Annotated in this window: 20 protein-coding genes; 8 read left to right on the forward strand and 12 right to left on the reverse strand. The window is 62.5% G+C overall.

What is annotated here, in order from left to right; genetic code table 11:
- Positions 1-133: 133 nt before the first annotated feature.
- Positions 134-1,117 (reverse strand): YafY family protein, encoded by a 984-nt coding sequence (locus B0G80_RS14930; RefSeq protein ID WP_258878888.1) that lies wholly within the window; start codon positions 1,115-1,117, stop codon positions 134-136.
- Positions 1,118-1,231: 114 nt separating this feature from the next.
- Here B0G80_RS14930 and B0G80_RS14935 point away from each other — a divergent pair, with 114 nt between their 5' ends.
- The 3 genes from B0G80_RS14935 to B0G80_RS14945 all read left to right on the forward strand — a co-directional run bounded on the left by B0G80_RS14935 (position 1,232) and on the right by B0G80_RS14945 (position 2,981).
- Entirely contained in the window at positions 1,232-1,879 is a 648-nt protein-coding gene (locus B0G80_RS14935) for a glutathione S-transferase family protein (protein WP_116118467.1), read from the forward strand.
- Between the two features lie 179 nt (positions 1,880-2,058).
- Positions 2,059-2,319: a DUF6723 family protein gene (locus B0G80_RS14940; RefSeq protein ID WP_116119662.1), complete on the forward strand. Its 261-nt coding sequence runs from the start codon at positions 2,059-2,061 to the stop codon at positions 2,317-2,319.
- 59 nt (positions 2,320-2,378) lie between these two features.
- Entirely contained in the window at positions 2,379-2,981 is a 603-nt protein-coding gene (locus tag B0G80_RS14945) for a copper-binding protein (RefSeq protein ID WP_116118468.1), read from the forward strand.
- Between the two features lie 3 nt (positions 2,982-2,984).
- Here B0G80_RS14945 and B0G80_RS14950 read toward each other — a convergent pair whose 3' ends face one another.
- The 6 genes from B0G80_RS14950 to B0G80_RS14980 form a co-directional block, all read right to left on the reverse strand.
- Positions 2,985-3,362 (reverse strand): two-component system response regulator, encoded by a 378-nt coding sequence (locus B0G80_RS14950; protein ID WP_116119664.1) that lies wholly within the window; start codon positions 3,360-3,362, stop codon positions 2,985-2,987.
- Between the two features lie 352 nt (positions 3,363-3,714).
- A complete protein-coding gene (gene glmS / locus B0G80_RS14960) occupies positions 3,715-5,532 on the reverse strand; it encodes a glutamine--fructose-6-phosphate transaminase (isomerizing) (RefSeq protein WP_116118469.1) in 1,818 nt (605 codons plus the stop codon).
- Positions 5,533-5,601: 69 nt separating this feature from the next.
- Positions 5,602-6,963, reverse strand: a complete 1,362-nt coding sequence (gene glmU, locus B0G80_RS14965; RefSeq protein ID WP_116118470.1) for a bifunctional UDP-N-acetylglucosamine diphosphorylase/glucosamine-1-phosphate N-acetyltransferase GlmU — start codon at positions 6,961-6,963, stop codon at positions 5,602-5,604.
- Between the two features lie 126 nt (positions 6,964-7,089).
- Positions 7,090-8,109, reverse strand: a complete 1,020-nt coding sequence (ttcA, locus tag B0G80_RS14970; RefSeq protein WP_116118471.1) for a tRNA 2-thiocytidine(32) synthetase TtcA — start codon at positions 8,107-8,109, stop codon at positions 7,090-7,092.
- A 3-nt stretch (positions 8,110-8,112) separates the two neighbouring features.
- Positions 8,113-8,508, reverse strand: a complete 396-nt coding sequence (locus tag B0G80_RS14975) for a dihydroneopterin aldolase (protein WP_012434647.1) — start codon at positions 8,506-8,508, stop codon at positions 8,113-8,115.
- Positions 8,509-8,602: 94 nt separating this feature from the next.
- Positions 8,603-9,421, reverse strand: a complete 819-nt coding sequence (locus B0G80_RS14980) for an SDR family oxidoreductase (protein ID WP_116118472.1) — start codon at positions 9,419-9,421, stop codon at positions 8,603-8,605.
- 13 nt (positions 9,422-9,434) lie between these two features.
- Between B0G80_RS14980 and B0G80_RS14985 the strand changes: the two genes are divergently transcribed.
- The 4 genes from B0G80_RS14985 (at position 9,435) to B0G80_RS15000 (ending at position 13,829) form a co-directional block, all read left to right on the forward strand.
- Positions 9,435-10,628 carry a class I SAM-dependent methyltransferase gene (locus B0G80_RS14985; RefSeq protein WP_116118473.1) on the forward strand — a complete coding sequence of 398 codons (1,194 nt, stop codon included), beginning with the start codon at positions 9,435-9,437 and terminating at the stop codon, positions 10,626-10,628.
- A gap of 22 nt (positions 10,629-10,650) precedes the next feature.
- Positions 10,651-10,845: a DUF2905 domain-containing protein gene (locus B0G80_RS14990; protein ID WP_012434650.1), complete on the forward strand. Its 195-nt coding sequence runs from the start codon at positions 10,651-10,653 to the stop codon at positions 10,843-10,845.
- Between the two features lie 253 nt (positions 10,846-11,098).
- Entirely contained in the window at positions 11,099-12,295 is a 1,197-nt protein-coding gene (locus B0G80_RS14995) for an IS4 family transposase (RefSeq protein ID WP_116117835.1), read from the forward strand.
- 262 nt (positions 12,296-12,557) lie between these two features.
- Positions 12,558-13,829, forward strand: a complete 1,272-nt coding sequence (locus B0G80_RS15000) for an IS256 family transposase (protein WP_408967704.1) — start codon at positions 12,558-12,560, stop codon at positions 13,827-13,829.
- 456 nt (positions 13,830-14,285) lie between these two features.
- Here the strand turns inward: B0G80_RS15000 and B0G80_RS15005 are convergent, their stop codons facing one another.
- From B0G80_RS15005 to B0G80_RS15020, 4 genes are all read right to left on the reverse strand, one after another.
- Positions 14,286-15,518 carry a multifunctional CCA addition/repair protein gene (locus B0G80_RS15005; protein ID WP_116118474.1) on the reverse strand — a complete coding sequence of 411 codons (1,233 nt, stop codon included), beginning with the start codon at positions 15,516-15,518 and terminating at the stop codon, positions 14,286-14,288.
- The gene (locus B0G80_RS15010; RefSeq protein ID WP_116118475.1) at positions 15,515-16,168 is read right to left on the reverse strand and encodes a glutathione S-transferase family protein; all 654 of its coding nucleotides are present in this window, start codon (positions 16,166-16,168) and stop codon (positions 15,515-15,517) included. The genes B0G80_RS15005 and B0G80_RS15010 overlap by 4 nt, the downstream gene beginning before the upstream one ends.
- A 26-nt stretch (positions 16,169-16,194) precedes the next feature.
- The gene (locus B0G80_RS15015) at positions 16,195-17,148 is read right to left on the reverse strand and encodes a complex I NDUFA9 subunit family protein (protein WP_106284851.1); all 954 of its coding nucleotides are present in this window, start codon (positions 17,146-17,148) and stop codon (positions 16,195-16,197) included.
- Between the two features lie 82 nt (positions 17,149-17,230).
- Positions 17,231-19,198: a lytic transglycosylase domain-containing protein gene (locus tag B0G80_RS15020; RefSeq protein ID WP_116118476.1), complete on the reverse strand. Its 1,968-nt coding sequence runs from the start codon at positions 19,196-19,198 to the stop codon at positions 17,231-17,233.
- A 77-nt stretch (positions 19,199-19,275) separates the two neighbouring features.
- Here B0G80_RS15020 and B0G80_RS15025 point away from each other — a divergent pair, with 77 nt between their 5' ends.
- Complete coding sequence (locus B0G80_RS15025; RefSeq protein WP_258878889.1) at positions 19,276-19,818, forward strand: 5-formyltetrahydrofolate cyclo-ligase; 543 nt, start codon at positions 19,276-19,278, stop codon at positions 19,816-19,818.
- Positions 19,819-19,861: 43 nt separating this feature from the next.
- Here the strand turns inward: B0G80_RS15025 and B0G80_RS15030 are convergent, their stop codons facing one another.
- A complete protein-coding gene (locus B0G80_RS15030) occupies positions 19,862-20,374 on the reverse strand; it encodes a winged helix DNA-binding protein (RefSeq protein ID WP_106284849.1) in 513 nt (170 codons plus the stop codon).
- Positions 20,375-20,484: the final 110 nt, after the last annotated feature.

Genomic DNA, 20,484 nt, shown 5'->3' on the forward strand with positions numbered 1-20,484 from the left:
TTTGCCCTTGGGATTGGAGTTTGTTCGCGGGCAAACTGTATGCAGCGTGTATGACGTAACCGTGAATGCAGTCGCATTGTTGCCGTATGCCGGCCATCTCGCACGCCGTATGACGCGTGTGCGAACGATGCCGTCATTGCGTGTAACGGCGATGCAGCGCCGCCGCAACTTCCGACATCTGCGCGCGCAACTCCGGCGGCGCCAGCACCTCTGCCTCGGTGCCGAAGCGCAGCAACTCCGCGCACGCCTGCCTCACCGAACCGACGGGCAGCGTCACGGTGCGCCAACCATCCGTGGGATCGGGCTCGCCGATGATCGCCGCCGAACGCGCGAATGGGGACGTGAAAACGTCAAGCATCTGCATGCCCCAAGGCGACAGACGCAGCGTCGCTTCGCTCGCGTGCATTTCTTCGGAGAGACGCTGCGTGCTGTCCTGCCAGTAAGCGGCAAGATCGAACGTGGGCGGCCGCTCGAACGTCTCGTCCAGCAGGTTCAATTCGAGAATGCGCGAAATGCGGTAGATGCGCACATCTTGCCCGACGCGCCCGACCACGTACCACGCGCCGCTTTTCAGCACGATGCCGAGCGGTTCGATCCGGCGAAACTTCTCGGCTTTCCAGCTCTGATAGCGAATCTCCAGCGGGTGCTGCTCCCACACCGCACGCGCGATCGACGGCAGATGGGCGGGCTCGTCCGCGTCCGAAAACCACGCGGGGGCGTCGAGATGAAAACGCGAGCGCATGCGCTCCGCGGTCGAGCGCAATTCGACGGGCAGAGCGGCCAGCAACTTGGTCTGCGCACCGGCCATCACCGCACCCAGGCCGAGCGCCTGCATCGGGCCGGGCAGGCCGCCGAGGAACAGCGACTCCGCTTCCTGTGAGGACAGGCCGTTCAGCCGCGTCCGGTAGCCGTCGAGCAGGCGGTAGCCGCCTTCCGCTCCGCGCTCGCTATGCACGGGGACGCCCGCGGCGCTCAGGGCGTCGATGTCGCGATAGATGGTGCGCAACGACACCGCGCATTCATCGGCGAGGAACTGCGCGGTGACCCGGCCACGCGCCTGCAGCGTCATCAGGATGGAAAGAAGGCGGCTCGCTCTCATGCGGACAAGTGTAGTCATACCTGACACAAACTGACAGGTACGGACGCTTAGGATGAACGCATCTCCGGCGCCTTGTCGGGCCCTCAAGCCCGGTTTTTTCGTCCACCACGCTCATTCGGGAAAGCTCAAACCATGACCACGGATCGCACGATCACACTGTTCCACTCGCCGCAATGCCGCTCCGTCAGCGCGCTCACGCTGCTCGAAGAGCTTGGTGCGCCTTATCAGTTGAAGGTACTGAACATGAAAGCCGGCGAGCAGCGTAAAGCGCCCTATCTCGCCATCAATCCGCTCGGTAAAGTGCCGGCGATTCTTCACGGCGACGCGTTGATCACCGAACAGGTCGCCATCTTCATCTATCTGGCCGATTTGTTTCCTGAAGCCGGACTCGCGCCGGCGCTCGACGATCCGTCGCGCGGACCGTATCTGCGCTGGCTGGTGTACTACGCGGCGTGCTACGAACCAGCGCTAGTCGACAAGGCGATGAAGCGCGACCCGGCCCCGCCCGCCACGTCGCCCTACGGCGATTTCGACTCGATGATCGGAACCGTGACGAGCCAGTTGCAAGCCGCGCCCTATCTGCTTGGGGACACGATGTCGGCGGCGGATATCTTGTGGGGCATCGCCTTGCATTGGGGGATGATGTTCAAGCTCGTGCCCGACACGCCGGTCCTGCTCGAGTATGTCGAGCGCATCTGCTCGCGACCGAGCTTCGTGCGCGTGAGCGAGCGGGACGCGGCGCTGGCGGCCGAGCACGCGGCGGCAGTCAAAGACGCCTGACCAGACCCGCGGGCGGCTTCGCCGCCAACCGTCGCCCGGTGCGCTAACCGGCTCGCCGGTTGAATCCGCCCGGCTTTGAGACAATGAAGCCCGCCGGCGAATATCCTCCCCGGACAACCGGGTGTAGGCTTGGCGTTTCGTGCCGCTGCCGGCCCATCGAACAAGAGATGTTTTCAGGTATGAGCAAGACCGCATTCATTCCCAGCGTCCCCGCAACGTCGGAAGACGACTTTGAAATTTTGGCCACCTCGAAGCTGGCCGGCTACCGGCGTTTCTTTGGCGTGTTGAAAGTGGTTCGAACCACCGACGGCCGCGTGCTGTTTCCGTTCGACGGCGCGCCCGAACTCGGGCCGTACGCGACCAAGCTCGAAGCCGTCGCCGCGGCGCAGGTGTATGGCGAACATATTGTCACCAGCGATCTGGCGCGGCCGGAGTTGTAGCGCGAGTGCGTGGCCGGTGTCGGGTTGGCCGTTGGCAGTGATCACTTCGGGAGCAGCAAATGATCTGTGCGCGCAAAGTCGGATCATCGGCCGCAGTCGTGTGGCGGGCGGCCTCTCTCGTGAGCGTGCTCGGCGCCGTGCTCTGTCAATTCAGTTTCGCGCAGGACGCGGGCGTTCCCGCCGGACAGCAGGCGCTCGGACGCGCCGAGGTGATTCACGCACAGGTTCGCGTCGTTGCCATCAATACCGCCACGAATAGCGTCACGCTGCGTGGTCCGCGCGGCAATCTCGCCGACGTCGACGTCAATCCTTCCCTGGCCGATGTCGGCCGGCTCAGAGTCGGCGACAAGCTCAACGTTGCTTACCAGCAAGCGCTGCTGCTGAACATCGACAGGCTCGCGACCCAAGGTGTGCGCGAGCGCGTGGAGACGACCGCGGCAATACCGGCGTCGGCAGGTTATGCGTCGTCGGCGCACAGCGTGACGGTTGTCGCGACGGTGATGAAGATCGATCGCAAGAGCCGCATGGTGACGCTGCGTGGCCCGAAGCATCAGCAGGTGCTCAGGGCCGCGAAGGGTATTTCGCTCGATGGGTTGAAAGTCGGCGATAGCGTGCGCGCGGAATTCGTTTCGGCGGCGGCGGTGGAACTGGTGAGGGAGTAGCGACTATCGCTGCCGTTGCCGATGCGTAACGTGGTCGGCCAGCAGCCGATGCATCGTGGCCAATAAAATTGGCCCCTCCACCGGCTTACGAAGAAACCCATCGTAGCTGACGAAAGCAGGTGGACTAGGCTCTCCGGAAACCAGAATGAAAGCGAAGTCTGCTAATCCGGGAAGTGTTCGCAACCGATGGCAGAACTCGCTGCCCGACATGACCGGCATCCGCCAGTCCGCAACCACGATATCGACCGGGGCTTCAATGAACATGGCCAAGGCCGACCGGCCGTCGCCGGCGCACCTTACTTCAAATCCATCACCGGCACAAATGGCGCTCCATGCGGCCAATGCCTCCTCGTCATCGTCTACCAGCAGCACGCTTGCCATACCCATTCGTCCGAGTCGCCATATTCATTTGGCAACTCGATGACGGCCAAAGTTCACACGGCCGTTCAGGCTCATCTCAATCACCTCGAATGCAGTAAAAGATACTGAGTGAAACAGCTTCGCTAAGATCGATCGACGAAGTGGATGCGGCGCTAGGCGCGTTGACTGCCCATTTCTTGCAAGAAGGGAATGTCGTGACGTATGGCGATGAACTCGGCGAATTCATCGTCGTACCCGCTCAAAGGCCATCTGCAACGAATAAGATGCCGTAAAGCGCGAAGCGCTTCTACCCGTGAGGTAGAAGCGCTTCGATTACATCCTAACAACAACCGTCAGCGACCCAGCCCCGCAATCACTCCACCGTCACCGACTTCGCCAGATTCCGCGGCTTGTCCACATCCGTGCCCCGCGCGCATGCCGTGTGATACGCCAGCAACTGCAGCGGCACCACATGCAAGATCGGCGACAACAAACCATAGTGCTCCGGCATCCGGATCACATGCAGACCTTCGTCATTGACGATCTTCGTATCCGCATCCGCGAACACATACAGCTCGCCGCCGCGCGCGCGCACTTCCTGAATATTCGACTTCAACTTTTCCAGCAGCGCGTCGTTCGGCGCCACCGTCACCACCGGCATCGCTTCCGTCACGAGCGCGAGGGGGCCATGCTTCAACTCACCGGCCGGATAAGCCTCGGCGTGAATATACGAGATCTCCTTGAGCTTCAGCGCGCCTTCGAGTGCGATCGGATAATGCAGGCCACGCCCGAGGAACAGCGCATGTTCCTTGCGCGAAAACTCTTCCGACCACGCGATGATCTGCGGCTCCAGCGCCAGCACGCTATTCAACGCCGCAGGCAAGTGGCGCAGCTGCTTCAGGTATTCCGCTTCCTGCTCTTCATTCACACGACCGCGCATCTTGCCCAGCGTCGCCGCCAGCACGAATAGCGCAACGAGTTGCGTGGTGAACGCCTTGGTCGACGCCACGCCGATTTCGCGGCCCGCGTGCGTCAGGAACGAGAATTCCGTCTGGCGCACCATCGCGCTCGTACCGACGTTGCAGACCGCCAGCGTATGCTTGTGACCGAGTCCCTGCGCATGCTTGAGCGCGGCGAGCGTGTCCGCCGTTTCGCCCGATTGGGAAATCACCACCACCAGCTGCTTCGGGTTCGCCACCGACTCACGGTAGCGATACTCGCTGGCAATTTCCACCTGAGTCGGAATCTTCGCGATCGATTCGAGCCAGTACTTCGCCGTCAGCCCCGAGTAGTAGCTCGTGCCGCACGCCAGGATCAACAGGCTGTCGATCTCCGCGAACACTTTGCCCGCGCCCTCGCCGAACAGCGATGCATCGAACGAATCCGCTTGCGGAATCGTGTCCGTGATCGCGCGCGGCTGCTCGAAAATTTCTTTCTGCATGAAGTGGCGATACGGACCGAGTTCGACCGCGCCGCCATATGCCGCTACCTCACGCACTTCGCGCGGCGTTTCATTGCCGTCGCGATCGGCGATTCGCACGCCCTCGAGCGACAATTCGCACACGTCGCCTTCTTCGAGGAAGATGAACCGTTCGGTGCTGCCCGCAAGCGCCAACGCGTCCGAGGCGAGGAAGTTCTCGCCCTGGCCGAGCCCGACCACCAGCGGCGAACCCTGCCGCGCGCCCACCACGGTATGCGGCTGGTCCTTATGCAACACAGCGATCGCATAAGCGCCGTGCAATTGCCCGACGGTTTCACGCACCGCCGCGAACAGATCGCCGCGATACATGCTATGAATCAGATGCGCGATAACCTCGGTGTCGGTTTGCGAGACAAACGTATAGCCCTTGCCACGCAGCATTTCACGCAGCGATTCGTAGTTCTCGATGATGCCGTTGTGTACCAACGCCAGAGTATCTTTCGAGAAGATCGGGTGTGCGTTGTCCGTGACCGGTGCGCCGTGCGTCGCCCAGCGCGTGTGGGCGATGCCCGTGATGCCTTCGAGGTGGCTCTCGCGAACCTGCTCGTCGAGATCGGCCACGCGCGCCACGCTGCGCGCGCGACGCGGACCGTCTTCGCCGAGCACGGCCACGCCGCACGAATCGTAGCCGCGATATTCGAGGCGACGCAGTCCTTCGATCAGGACGGGAACGATGTTACGTTGCGCTACCGCGCCGACAATGCCACACATGGCTCATTCCTTTTCAGTGCTCTAGGTGCTGGATTTCAATGAGCGCGCCTGTTACGCGCATCATGCCTATCAGCTCTTCTTTTTGGTCGGACGCACGTAGCCCATTTTGCTCGTTTGCGTCTTATCGTTCAGGGCCAGCGCGTCGGCTTCGACGTCCTTCCAGACCGTGGTGCCCGCCGCGATGGTCGCGCCGCGCTTCACGCGAACCGGCGCAACCAGTTGCGTATCGGAACCGACGAACACGTCGTCTTCGATGATCGTGCGGAATTTGTTCGCGCCGTCGTAATTGCAGGTGATGGTGCCTGCGCCGATGTTCACGCGCGCGCCGATATCCGCGTCGCCGATATACGTGAGGTGGTTCGCTTTCGAACCGCGGCCGAGCACCGCGTTCTTCACCTCGACAAAGTTGCCGACATGCGATTCGTCGTGCAGCGACGCACCGGGGCGCAAGCGCGCATACGGTCCGAGCACGGCATTCGCGCCGACTTCGGCGCCCTCGATGTGCGTGAACGCGTCGACGCGCGTGCCGGCGCCGATGCTCGCATCGCGGATCACGCAGTTCGGTCCGATGGTGACGTTGTCAGCCAGCGTCACGCGGCCTTCGAACACGCAGTTCACGTCGATCGAGACATCGCGGCCGCATTCGAGCGTGCCGCGCACATCAAGCCGAGCCGGATCGGCGAGCGTTACGCCCGCGACCAGCAGCGCGTCCGCCACGTTGTGCTGATGAATGCGCTCGAGTTCGGCAAGCTGCTGCTTGCTGTTCACGCCGAGCGTTTCCCACTCGTCTTCCGGCTGCGTGGTCACGACTTCGAGCCCGGCTTCGATTGCCATCTCGACCGCGTCGGTCAGATAGAACTCGCCTTGCGCATTGTCGTTCTTCAGCGCGGCAAGCCAGCCGCCCAAACGCTGCGTCGGCGCGACGATGATGCCGGTGTTGATCTCGGCAATCTCGAGCTGCTCGGGCGTGGCGTCTTTCTGCTCGACGATGCGCGCTACCTTGCCTTGCGCGTCACGCACGATGCGGCCGTAGCCGCTCGGGTCCGCGAGCGTGACGGTAAGCACGCCGTAACCGCCCTGCCCCGCACGCTCGGTCAGCGCCTGCAGTGTGCCGGCGCGCGTGAGCGGCACGTCGCCGTAAAGCACCAGCGTGGGGGCGGACGGATCGAGCAGCGGCAACGCCTGCTGCACCGCGTGCCCCGTGCCGAGCTGCTGTTCCTGCACGGCGAACTGCACGTCAGGAGCGGCAACCGCTTTGCGCACGGCTTCGGCGCCATGGCCGATCACCACGACGAGATGCGTGGGCTTGAGCGTGCGAGCCGTGTCGATGACGTGAGCGAGGAGCGGCCGGCCAGCCAGGGGATGAAGCACCTTGGGAAGCGCGGACCGCATGCGCTTGCCGGTGCCTGCCGCCAAAATCACAATGTTCATGGCACGGCAAATAGACGAGTTTGGAGGCGACGATTCTAACACGCACCCTCTAGCGAAAAGGGCCGCTGTGGCGGCCTCGATGCGTACTGCAATGTGCGGAAACGCCCATAGCACGGGCGTTTTTTGTCAAAGATCGTCGAACTGGACGATGGATATCGACTTTGTTGCGCCGGGCATTGCGCTTTCTCCGGCATCGGTCGAACACGGCTCTTCGTCGAAGGCGATATCGCCTTGCGGATCGGCCTCGCCGGTCGCTCGCAGGCCCGCGAACGGGAACAGCTTGTGGTCCATCAAATGCGAGGGCACGACGTTGGACAAGGCATTGAACATATTTTCGATGCGTCCCGGGAAGCGCTTCTCCCAATCGCGCACGAGCGCCTTCATTTCCGCGCGCTTCAGATTCGGCTGGCTGCCGCACAGGTTGCACGGAATGATCGGGAATTCACGCAGCTCGGCGTACTTCTCCAGATCGGTTTCCTTCACGTAGGCGAGCGGGCGAATCACGATATTCTTGCCGTCGTCCGATTGCAGCTTGGGCGGCATGCCCTTCAGCTTGCCGCCGTAAAACATGTTCAGCAGCAGCGTTTGCAAAATGTCGTCGCGATGATGACCGAGCGCGATCTTGGTCGCGCCGAGTTCGCCGGCCACGCGGTAAAGAATGCCGCGCCGCAGCCGCGAGCACAGCGAGCAGGTAGTCTTGCCCTCGGGCACCAGCCGCTTGACGATGCTGTACGTGTCCTGATTCTCGATATGAAACGGAATGTCGAGCCGCTTCAGGTACTCCGGCAGCACGTGCTCGGGAAAGCCTGGCTGCTTCTGGTCGAGGTTCACCGCGACGATATCGAAGTTGATCGGCGCGCGCTCGCGCAGCCGCATCAGAATTTCGAGCATCGCGTAGCTGTCCTTGCCGCCCGACAGGCACACCATGACCTTGTCGCCGTTCTCGATCATGTTGAAGTCGACGATTGCCTCGCCGACCTGGCGCGCAAGCCGCTTGAAGAGCTTGTTGTTCTCGTACGCTTCCTTCTGCTCACGGCGCGTGAGCGGCGTCTTGGCGCGCGCGGCGGCTTGCCCGGCCCCGTTTGCATCGGCAGTCGAGGCGGTGGCCACGGTCGCGGCGCCGTTCAGAATTTCCGGAGCATTCATGGCTCAATCCTCTTTGATACGGAAGACTTCGACGCCCACCGCGTCGCAATCAGGATAAACGTCCGGCTTTTCCGTCGACACGCGCGCGGCCCGCACTTGCGGATGCTCGAGCATGGTCTTGACGAGGTCGTCGCAAAGCGTTTCCTGCAAGTGGATGTGACCTTGCTCGACCCGGCGCGAGATGGTGGAGCGCATGAAGTCGTAGTCGACGACTTCGTTCAGCTTGTCCTGAACCGGCGTGGACAGTGCGAGCGGCACGAACAGTTCGACGTTGATCACGACGCGCTGTTCGCCGCGCTTTTCGAAGTCGTGCACGCCGATGTTGATATGCACTTCGTAATTGCGCAGAAAGAGCCGGCGGCAATCGGCGAGCCGGGGATGCGAAAGAGCGGCAAACATGTTCGTTCCAGTCGAAAAAGGCGTGCGGAGCACGCAAAGGGACGCTTCACAACGCAGCGGCGGCCGCTAATACGGCCGGCCAGCCGCGCGCGCTTCAGGCGCCCGTCAAAAACATAACGTCGCGCGGCAGGGGCACGAGATGCTGCCCGCCGTCGACCACCAGCGTCGTTCCGGTGACGCCCGCTGCATCCGCGAGATACAGCGCGGCGGCGACAATATCCTCGGCCCGCGACGCGCGGCCCAAAGGCGTAGTACGGTGAGCGGCGGCGAAACCGTCCGGCGTTTGATCGCCGGATTGCATCGTCAGACCGGGCGCGAGCCCGACCACGCGCACTTTCGGCGCCAGCGCCTGAGCCAGCGCGACCGTGGCCGTCTGCAACGCCGCCTTGGTCAGCGTGTACGACAGATAGTCCGGGTTCATGTTGTACAGCTTCTGATCCAGCACGTTGATGACGACGCCGCGCAGGCTTTCGTCGGTGCGTGCGGCTTCCGGCGTCGCCTCGAACAGCCTGCGCGCCAGCACCAGTGGCGCGGCGACGTTCATCGCGGTCAGCTTCAGCAGCAGGTCGTAGCCGACGGTCTGCGCCGTGTCTTCCTCGAAGCGCGACGCATTGTTGACGATACACGACGGCCGGCCCAAGGCGTCGATACAAGCCGGCAAAAGGCGTTCGACCTGTGCCTCATCGCCCAATTCGGCCTGCAAGGCGACAGCCCGGCGGCCCAAGGCGGTGATTTCAGCGACCAGTTCGCCCGCTTCCTCGCGCGAAGCGCCGTAATGGACGGCCACGTCCCAGCCACGCGCGGCAAAGCCGAGCGCGAGCGCGCGCCCGATACGGCGGGCGGCGCCAGTAATCAGCACGACGCGCGGCGTGTCGGGCGCGCGGGGGGCGGCGGTGTCCAGAGAGGCGGTCATTTACAATGCGAGGATGAATCCCAAAGCTCACCAACCCGATAGTTTACCTGCTCCCGGCCCGAGCGCGCTTGCGCAGTCCGAAGCGCTGGTCGCGCAGATCCGTACGGAGCTCGACGCCGCCGGCGGCTGGTTGCCGTTCGACCGCTACATGGAACGTGCGCTGTACGCGCCGGGACTCGGCTATTACAGCGGCGGCGCCCGCAAATTCGGGCTGCGCGGCGACGACGGCAGCGACTTCGTTACCGCCCCGGAGCTGTCGCCGCTGTTCGCCGCGACGCTGGCGCGCCCGGTGGCCGAGGCCTTGCAAGCGAGCGGCACGCGCGACGTGATGGAATTCGGCGCCGGCACGGGCAAGCTCGCCGCCGGCGTGCTGAACGCGCTCGACGCATTGGATGCGGAATTCGACAGCTACTCGATCGTGGATCTGTCCGGCGAACTTCGCGAACGCCAACGGGAAACGATCGAAGCCGCCGCGCCCACGCTCGCTGCCAAAAAAGTGCGCTGGCTGGATGCTTTGCCGGAGCGGTTCGAGGGCGTGGTGATCGGCAACGAGGTGTTGGACGCGATGCCGGTGCGGTTGTTTGCATTCAACGGCGGGGCCTGGCTCGAGCGCGGTGTGGTGTGGCGCAACGAGGCGCTCGCATTCGACGACCGGCCTGTGTCCGCCGCGGCGGACCTCGCGCTGCTGTCGGAAATCGAAACCGCCGGCGAAGACTACGTGACCGAGACGCACGACGCGGCGAGCGCATTCACACGCACCATCTGCACGATGCTTGCGCGCGGTGCGGCCTTCTTCATCGACTATGGTTTTCCGCGTCACGAGTATTACCATGCGCAGCGCGCGCAGGGCACGTTGATGTGTCACTACCGGCATCGGGCGCATGGCGATCCGTTCCTCTATCCGGGTTTGCAGGACATCACGGCGCACGTGGAATTTACCGGCATTGCCGAAGCGGGCGTCGAGACGGGCGCGGATTTGCTGGGCTTTACGTCGCAAGCGCGGTTTTTGCTGAATGCCGGGATTACCGACGTGTTATCTGAAATCGATCCTGCGGATACGGCGAGATATTTGCCTGCGGCGAATGCGGTGCAGAAGTTGTTGTCGGAGGCGGAGATGGGCGAACTGTTCAAGGTGATCGCGTTTTCGCGCGGACTGGATGACACGCTGCAAGCGTTTTCCAGCGGCGACCGGTCGCATACGTTGTGAATTTTTGCTTCAGGAGCTGGCCATGATTCGCTGGCTGTTGACTACGTTTATTGCGGTGGCGGTGTTGTCGTCCTGCTGGCCGTGGCTTAGGAAGATTGGCATTGGGCGCTTGCCCGGTGATGTGACATTGCGGATTTTTGGGCGGGAGTATCCGTTTCCGTTTATGTCGACGTTGGTGCTTTCTATGGTGTTGTCGATTGTTGCCAGGGTTTTGTAGGGTGGCGTTTTTTGCCTTTGGCGGTGAGAGTGCTTTCTTTTTTCTGATTGCCTTGGGGCGTTGGCCTTTTCTTGAATTTTTAGTGGTCTATTAGCGTTGCCCCTGTGCGGGGCAATGCTCTCAACTTAAGCCTCGAAGGGCTTGTATACAGGGCGTTAGCCCTGTAAGCTTCATCGCATAACTCACTGATAAATCAACGATATGAACTCAAATACCAGCGTCCTCAAGGCTTCTGGCTGAGTTCTCCGAATTCCTGTTCGATCCGGCGCTCGCCGATCGCGTGCGTCGTTCTCCCACCGCCTTTACCCGCAATCGCACACTGACCTTGCCGCGCATGGCCGCGCTGATGATGTCGGGCATGTGCGCCAGTGTGCAGGCCGAACTTGACGCGCTATTCGGCGCACTGGGAAGCCGCGGCGGGCGCACCCGCGCTGTGAGCGCACAGGCCTTCAGCAAGGCGCGACGGGGAGTGTCTGCCGAACTGTTCGAGCTGGCCCGCGCCCGCCTGATCTCGCTGGCCCAACCCCATATCGATTCGATGCGCTGGCACGGCCTGAGGCTGGTCGCCGCTGATGGCAGCCGCCTGCGTGTGGGCACGCGTCGCGGCCATGAACTGCGCGCCGATCACTACGCGTTTGCGCTATTCCTGCCGGGTTCCGAACTGACCCTGCACGCTGCACTTCATCCCGCCGACGGCGGCGAGCGGCAGATGCTGTTCGAAGCCCTCGATGTGCTGCAACCGCATACCGACCTGCTGCTGCTCGATCGCGGCTATATCGGCAACGCGATGGTGGCGGCGCTCGCACAGCGCGAAATCCCGTTCTGCATGCGCGTCGATGCGCGTAACTGGAAATGCGTCAGCGCCTTTGCCCGCAGCGGTAAAGCCGAGCGTGTGGTGACACTGGACGCGCCCAGCGAACTGGATGCCCGCGACTATGAACTGGCGCGTACGCCCACCACTGTTCGCCTGATCCGCGACGTCACGCCGGGCGGTCGCGTGCGGGTGCTGATGACCTCGCTGCTCGATGGCGGGCGTTATCCGGCGGCATCGTTCGGCGCGCTCTATCACCAGCGCTGGCGGGTCGAGGAAGCGTTCAAACGACTCAAGCACCGGCTGCGGCTGGAAGCCGTCACAGGCCTCGATTACCTGGCGTTACAGCAGGACTTCGGCGCAAAAATCCTCGCCGACAACCTGTTCACCCTGCTCAGCGATCTCGATGCGCCGCACGACGACAGACATGCCAGCCGTCCTAACCGGGTGTATGCACTGGGCGCACTCAAGCCCATCCTCGGCGCGTGTCTTCTGCGCATCCAGCGATGTCTGGACGGCCTCGCCGGTGTGCTGGAACTGATCCGCCAGACCCGATGCCGGATACAGCCCTCACGCTCCTATACAAGACCACCCAGAAAAGCCAAGCCCCACTTCCATCTCGCGTACAAACTCGCATGATCCAGCGGAGCTTAAGTTGAGAGCATTGCTGTGCGGGGCGGCACTCCCTTTCTTTGCCGCCGCAAAGAGAAGTAAGCAAGAGAAAGCGGCTCACACCGCTAATTCTTAAGCGGGCCCCTCGCGCAGCCGCGGTAGTGGCACATCTGGAATCTGTGCTCTCGCACATTCCGCGCGAGTGACAAAGCAGTCATACATCCGGCGGCGCAGGACCTATCCGTAATTTCGTGGGCGGGGCATATCATGAGGGTTCAAGGTCATGGATATGCCGATGAAAAAGAAACGCACCGTCGCGTCTCAGGCAGCGGCCCGCGGGCCGCTGCCTGAACTGCCTGAAGCGCTGCTGGATGAACTGGTGAAGGGTCCGATGACGCCCGCCGAGGTTCAGGACCTGATGCTGGCGTTCAACAAGGCGCTCATCGAACGCGCGATGGGCGCCGAAATGAACATGCATCTGGGCTACCGGCCCGGCCAGCCCAAGCCTGCGGAGCAGACCAATGAACGCAACGGCGCCAGCGGCAAGACAGTCATCACCGAGCGTGGCCCGGTGCGGGTCGATCTGCCGCGCGACCGTGAAGGCAGCTTCGAGCCGATCCTGATTCCCAAGCACGAGCGCCGTTTCACGGGCTTCGACGAACGCATCATTGCCATGTACGCACGCGGCATGAGCGTGCGCGAGATCCAGTCGTTTCTGGCCGAAAGCTATGGCACCGAGGTCTCGCCCGACTTCATCAGCTCGGTCACCGATGAGGTGATGGCCGAAACGCTTGCCTGGCAAAGCCGTCCACTTGAGCCGATGTACCCGGTGGTGTTCTTCGACGCGCTGCGCGTGAAGATCCGTGGCGACGGTGTGGTGAGCAATAAGGCGGTGTATCTGGCGCTGGGCATTCAGGCCGACGGCCAGCGCGACGTGCTCGGCCTGTGGATCGAGCAGACCGAAGGTGCGAAGTTCTGGCTGAAGGTGTTCAATGAACTGAAGACCCGGGGCTGCCAGGACATCCTGATCGCGGTGGTCGACGGCCTGAAGGGGCTGGCCGAGGCGATCGGCACGGCGTACCCGCGCACGGCCGTGCAGACCTGCATCGTGCACCTGATCCGCAACAGCCTGGAATACGCCAGCTACAAGGATCGCAAAAGCGTCGCCGCAGCGCTGCGTCCGGTCTATGCCGCCGCGAACGAACAGGCCGCGCAGCAGGCCCTGGAGGCCTTTGCCGAAGGGCCATGGGGCGCGAAGTATCCGACCATCGTGCAGTCGTGGCGACGGGCGTGGGAGAACGTCACACCCTTCTTCGTGTTTCCGCCCGACATACGCCGTGTCGTCTACACCACGAATGCCATTGAGAGTCTGAACATGCAACTACGCAAGATCATCAAGACCCGCGGCCACTTCCCCAACGACGAGGCCGCCATCAAGCTACTGTGGCTGGCATTGCGCAACGTGCTGGCGAAGTCTGTACGGGCGGCATTCGACTGGTCCTCCGCCATGAACCAGTTCGCTATTCTGTTTGGAGAGCGTTTTACCAACGCACGCGGGTAACTCCGCTAACCGCCTCGCACACAAAAATGCGGACAGGTTCGCGGCGCTGCGCGCGCCGAAGCGGCGTTCATAACGCCGCTCTGTACGTTCAAATCGTCAGTGCCCACGACACTTTTGCTGCCGCTGTTTGACGCGCTGCGTTCACCAAACCTTAGGTTTCCCAGGCATACCCGTCCGCGACGCACGCAGTGCGAAGCGGGAGCTGATGAGCCCTTGGTCACTGGCGCGGAGTGTGCGAAAACACTGATTCCAGATGCACCACTAACGCGACTGCGCGAGGGACCCGCTTAAGAATTGGCGGTGTGAGCCGCTTTCTCTTGCTTACTTCTCTTTGCGGCCGGCAAAGAGAAGTAAGTGCCGCCCCGCACAGGGGCAACGCTAATAGACCACTAAAAATTCAAGAAAAGGCCAACACCCCAAGCACAACGAAACCCAACAACCGTGCCGCCCCACCCCTCACACAATAGCCAACTCCACAGCCCGAACCCGCTCCTGATGCACAGCATCCTTAATCCCAGCAGGCGCATCAGCAAGCCGCTTAGCCACAGCACCTGCATCGACGCCACGCGCAGCGACAAGAGCGACTCTCAACCTCTCAGCCTGCGGATACTCCCGCATCTCAAACCCCAACCGCCCGCGAGCATCCGCCTCACACGCCTGCAAGGCCTCAGCAAACCGCGCAGGTTTCCGAATCGCGTCACTACGCTCAAGCAACCTCACCAGCGCGGCAGCGCCCATCTCCATCACGCGATGAATATTGCCATGCTCCCGTGCGACCAGCACCGCAAGATCGCGGCAATCGTTCGGCACCCGCAACCGCTCGCATAACGGCTTCAACAGATCTACACTGCGCGCCTCGTGGCCGATATGCCGCGGCAACACGTCTTCCGGTGTGGTCGCTTTGCCGAGATCATGCGCCAGCGCGGCAAATCGAACCGGTAGCGCGTAGCCCTGCTGCGCGGCATGATCGACCACCATCATCACGTGCACACCCGTATCCACCTCAGGGTGATAGTCGGCACGCTGCGGCACGCCAAACAGCGCGTCAATCTCGGGCAGAATCCGCGCCAACGCCCCAGACTCGCGCAGCACCTCGAACATCCGCGACGGTTTCTTCTCCATCAAGCCGCGTGACACTTCCTGCCACACGCGCTCGGCCACCAGCGCATCCACTTCGCCGTCAGCGACCATCTTGCGCATGAGCGTCAACGTCTCCGGCGCGACCGTGAAATCCACAAAACGCGCCGCAAACCGCGCGATCCGCAAAATCCGCACGGGGTCTTCGAGAAACGCGTCGCTGACGTGACGAAACAGGCGCGCCTGCAAGTCGCCCCGGCCGTTGAACGGATCGATCACCGGGCCGGTCAACTCGCCGTCCGGACGCACCTCGCGCGCCATGGCGTTGATGGTCAGGTCGCGGCGCGCCAGGTCTTCCTCGAGCGTCACGTCCGGCGCATAGAAAAACTGGAAGCCGTGATAGCCTGCCGCCGTCTTGCGCTCCGTGCGGGCGAGCGCGTACTCCTCGTGCGTCTGCGGATGCAGGAACACCGGAAAATCCTTGCCCACCGGCCGGTAGCCTTGCGCCACCATCTGCTCCGGCGTCGCGCCGACCACCACGTAATCGCGGTCCTGCACCGGAACGCCCAGCAACTCGTCGCGAATGGCACCGCCTACAGCGTAGATGTTCATGGGCATACGTCGAGGTAGGCAACCGCGTGCGTTTCGCTCAACGCGTCGTCGATCCACGCTTTCACCGCCGGCAGTTCGGTCACGCGCCGCATATAAGCTTTGGAGACTTCCGACAACGCGGGTTGCCACGTGTTGAAGCGCATCACGACCGGCGCGTACATTGCGTCGGCAATGCTGAACTCGCCGAATAAAAACGGGCCGCCGTAAGCGTCGAGACAGTCGCGCCAGATCACCTCGATTCGCGCGATATTTGCCAACGCGCCCGGTGTTGCATTCTTGCCCGGAAACGACGCGCGTATGTTCATCCACATGTCCGAGCGCAATTCCCCGAAGCCCGAATGCATTTCCGCGCTCACGCTACGCGCGCGGCTGCGCGCCGCCGCGTCGCGCGGCCACAGCGCATGTTGGGGAAAGCGCTCGGCCAGCGTTTCGGCGATCGCCAGCGAATCCCACGTGGCTGAACCGTCGTCGTTGACCATGCATGGGATCTTCCCTGGACCCGACGGCGCAAGCGCGAGCACTTTCGCGTTGGTGTCCGGTTGATTCAGATGAATCAACACTTCCTCGAACGGAATGCCGAAATGTTTGAATAGCAGCCACGGCCGCATCGACCATGACGAGTAGTTCTTATCACCAAAAAGCAGCTTCATGCTTTGTACAAGGAATGAGAGGAAATTTAACGTCCCGCGCTGGCGCGGAATGTGTCGAAACGTGAACGCGTCGACGCGCCGGTCAGATAGATCGGCGCGATCGTTTCGATGCTGGCCGGCTCGATGCCGAGTTCGGGCGCAAGCGGTCCGCTCAACACGTTGTCGACTTTCATCGAATCGAGATTGTCGCGCGAGATCACCGGTTCGCCGGGCGCCATTTCGAAGGTCAGCGCCTGCAGCCGCGCGAACGCTTCCGGCAGGCGGATGATGCGTGCATGCTTGCCGATCACATCGCCGCAATATTTGACGAGATCTTCGAGCGAGTAAACGGTCGGGCCGCCCAGTTCATAGGTGCGTCCGCCGGCGGCATCGAGATCGAGCACATTGACGATCGCCTTCGCCACATCGCCGACATAGACTGGCTGAAATTTCGCATCCGGCATGGCAAGCGGAATCACCGGAAACATCCGTTGCAACATGGCGAACTTGTTGAGGAATTGATCTTCCGGGCCGAACACCACGGAGGGCCGGAAAATCGTCCACGCCAGATTCGCGGCGTGCACGGCCTTCTCGCCGTCGCCCTTCGAGCGTGTGTACATGCTCGGCCCGTTCGGGTCGGCGCCAAGCGCACTGATATGAAGCAGCCGGTGCACGCCCTTGCCTTCGCATGCGGCGACGATTTTGGTCGGCAATTCCACATGCATCCGCGCGAATTCCGGACCGTACGGCGTGCCGCGTTTGCCGTGCAGCGTGGCCACCAGATTGATCACGCAATCCGCGCCTTCGACGAAGCGCGCGAGCTGAACCGGATCGAACACGTCCGCTTCGATCACGTCGATGGGCAAGAGGGTGAGATGGCGGGCGTTGTAGCGCCGCCGGGTGGCGATGCGCACGTCTTTGCCCATTTCGACGAGGGCGTTGACGAGATGGCTGCCGATAAAACCGGAGCCTCCAATGATCGCAATGGCTTTATGTCGCATTTTCGACTCCCTGGTGGAAGCCGCGGCAACGGCTGGCGTGGCGCGCCGCCGCCTCTGAATGAAGCGGCGGCGGCACGGCGCTTTACGGCGCGATATAACCCAGACGCGCCTTCAGCGATTGCGGACGGCCTTCGAACAATGCCGCGTAGTAGACCGTGTTGGACAACACATTCTTAACGTAGTCGCGCGTTTCCTGGAACGGAATCGCCTCGGCGAAGATCGCGCCTTCCACCGGATGCTGCAACGACTGCCGCCAGTTACGCGGACGGCCGGGGCCGGCGTTATAGCCCGCGGTGGCTAACACGGCCGATCCATCGAATTGATTGTAGATCATCGACAGATAGTTCGTGCCGAGCAGGATGTTGGTGTTGATGTCGTTCATCTGCTCGCGCGAGATCGGACCGAGGCCGATCTTCTTTGCGACCAGTTGCGCGGTACCCGGCATCAACTGCATCAATCCGCTCGCGCCGACTTCCGAGCGCGCGTTCATGATGAAGCGCGACTCCTGGCGAATCAGGCCGTAGGCCCATTCCACATCCAGGCCATTCGACTGCGAATCGCGCTCGACGATATCCTTGAACGGCGACAGATACCGCAGCGAGAAATCATGCTCGCTCTTCGTGCGGTCCGCGGTATTGACGGTGCGGTCATACAGTTCGATACGGCGTGCGTATTCGGCGGCCGCGATTAGTTGCCGGTCGCTCATGGTGCGCAGCGGCCAGTTCCATTCGCGATTGCCTTCGAGCCGCAGATTCAGCGCGTAGAAACGCTGCGCCAGATCGAAACCGGGCGTATTTCCGGCCTGCTGCACTTCGGCGTCGCTCACCGTGGTCTTCGGCGGAACAGTGATCTTCTGGCCCAACTCTTCCGCCGCCAGTTGGCCGTAGAAGTTATAGCCCTGCGAGATCGACTCGAATTCCTGGTTGGCCGTGGTCGTGTCGCCGGCCTGCTTGAGCGCGCGGGCATGCCAATACACCCACGACGGCTGATTGCGCAGCGCAGCAGGCATCTGCTCGATCGACCAGCGCACCATCGTCCAGTCGCCCGCGAGCAAGGCGGTGCGGGTGCGCCATTCATAGGCGGGATTCGACAGCGGCGCATTCACCGACAGGCGATACCAGTCCACCGCGCTCGGCATCTGTTTAGCGGCCGCCTGATAGGCAATCGTGCCCCAGCCGATGGCGCGTTCGGGCGAGCTCAGCGACGGCGCCACCGACGCGAACGTGGCCGCGGCCATGGCCGGGTCGTTGCGTGCCATGCGCGTGATGGCCAGCAGCGCCAGTTGATGCGACTGCGTATCCGGACCGACACCACGCGCCAGCAGCAACGGCGGCGTAGTGGTGGCCTGATTGAACAGCACCGGATCGGGCGGCTGGTTGCTGAGCGCGTCGACGAGCTTCGCGCCCGTGTTGGTGTAGTTCTGTTCGTAGGCGAGGCGAATCTGTTGCCACACGTCCGCAGAACTGAACTGCTGGTTGATGGACAGCGAGGTGATCAGATCGACGCAGCCGTCGCCGTACCACTTCGGATCGACCAGTAGCGCGCGCGCCGCGTCGGCCACATTCTCGCCGCGCGAGGCACGCGACTCGAGCGCGTAGCACTTCACCTGCGTGTCGTCGTTCAGCACGAAGCGGGCGTATTGCTGATCGAAGTTGCGCCAGTCGTGCCGCGCGCCGAGCACCGTGAGGTAGTCGTTGCGCATGCGGTCGGCGATCGCCTGGCCGTCGTACTTCTGCAGGAACGCCAGCACGGGCGCATCCGGCGCGTCGATGCGCGCGTGGCCGCCCGAATCGAACAACTGCGGCTTGATCTGGAAGTACTCCAGATACGAAGGCGCCGGGTAGCTCGGGATCATGGCAGCCAGTTGCGCGGCGCGCCCTGCGTCATTACTGCGGGCGGCTTCGCGCAGTTGGACGAAGATCTGGTCGTCGTTCGTGAGTTGCGAAAGGGGAAGGGGCTTGACGGCGGAGGCCGTGCTGCACGCGACGAGTGCCGCAGCGGCAAGCGCCAGACCGGCCGCGCGATATACTCGGTAAAGGCGTTTTGACATCGTTGTTTCTGGAGCGCGAATTGAACCCAAGCATAGCATGCAACCCTGCCGCGGAATCGAAAAAGGCGCTGCGGAAAATGCTATTGGAAGCAAGGCTGCAAGCCGCTTCCGAGCCGGCGCACAATACCGCGCTCGCGCGGCACCTGCTCGATGCATTGAAGCAGTACGGCGTGCACAGCGTGGGATTTTACTGGCCGCTCGCCGGCGAGTTCGACGCGCGCCCCGCTATCTCGGTCTGGCTCGCGGCAAATGCGCAACGCGAGGCGAGTCTGCCGGTCGTCAAGGAACGTAGCGCCCCGCTTGAATTTCACGCATGGACCCCCACCACGCCGATGAGGATAGGCCATCACAAGATCGGCGAGCCCACGTCCGGGCGCATTGTGATTCCGCAACTGCTGTTCGTGCCGTGCGTGGGCTTCGATTCACACGGCTACCGGCTCGGCTACGGCGGCGGCTATTACGATCGCACGCTGGCTGCGTGGCCCGGAGAGACTCGGCCGATCACGGTCGGCATCGCGTATGAAGCATGCCGCACGCAGGCATTTCTACGCGAAGTCCACGACATTCCGCTCGACCTGATCGTCACCGAGGCTGCACTCTATCCGCGCCCGGTGGACTGAGCATCCGGCAAGCGCCGCGCTGCGGCAAACAGACAGCCCTGCGTTATAAAGACGCCGCCGCCCGCGCCGCCGTGTCGTAAAGACCTGACGCGTTGCGCATCAGTTGCGCCGCTTCGCCGATCTGCTCGTTGGTGAGACCGCTTTCCTTCAGCGTCGAAATCAGACAGCTCTCGCGCACCTCGCGATATTTCAGACAGAGCTCGCGGCCTGCATCGGTCGCCGAGAAAAACACTTCCTTGCCGGTCTTTTCGCTTTTTACATACCCTCTAGCTACGAGCTTCTTCAACGCGTAGGTGGCGACGTGCGTGTCCTCGATATTCAGCACGAAGCAGATATCCGCCAGCTTCTTGCGTCGCTCGCGATGGCTGACGTGGTGCAGCAGCGAGACCTCGATCGCGGTCATGTCCTTTTCGCCTGCCGCCGACATGCAGCGCACCATCCATCGGTTGAATGCATTGCCCGCCATGATGAGCGCGTACTCGAGTTCGGACAGTTCCGCGCTGGTCTCGGACACGAGATGTTCCGAGGAGACGATCTTGGTGGGATGGCGCGACATGGTGACGATTCTCGGCAAACAGGTTGGGGAAGGTGTCGGGAGTGTACGACGCGCGTCCGCTCCCCGGGAGCCTGGCACAAACGCTTATTGAGAAATTGTTGATATTTTAT

The organism is Paraburkholderia sp. BL6669N2, from assembly GCF_003387275.1.
Lineage (GTDB): Bacteria > Pseudomonadota > Gammaproteobacteria > Burkholderiales > Burkholderiaceae > Paraburkholderia.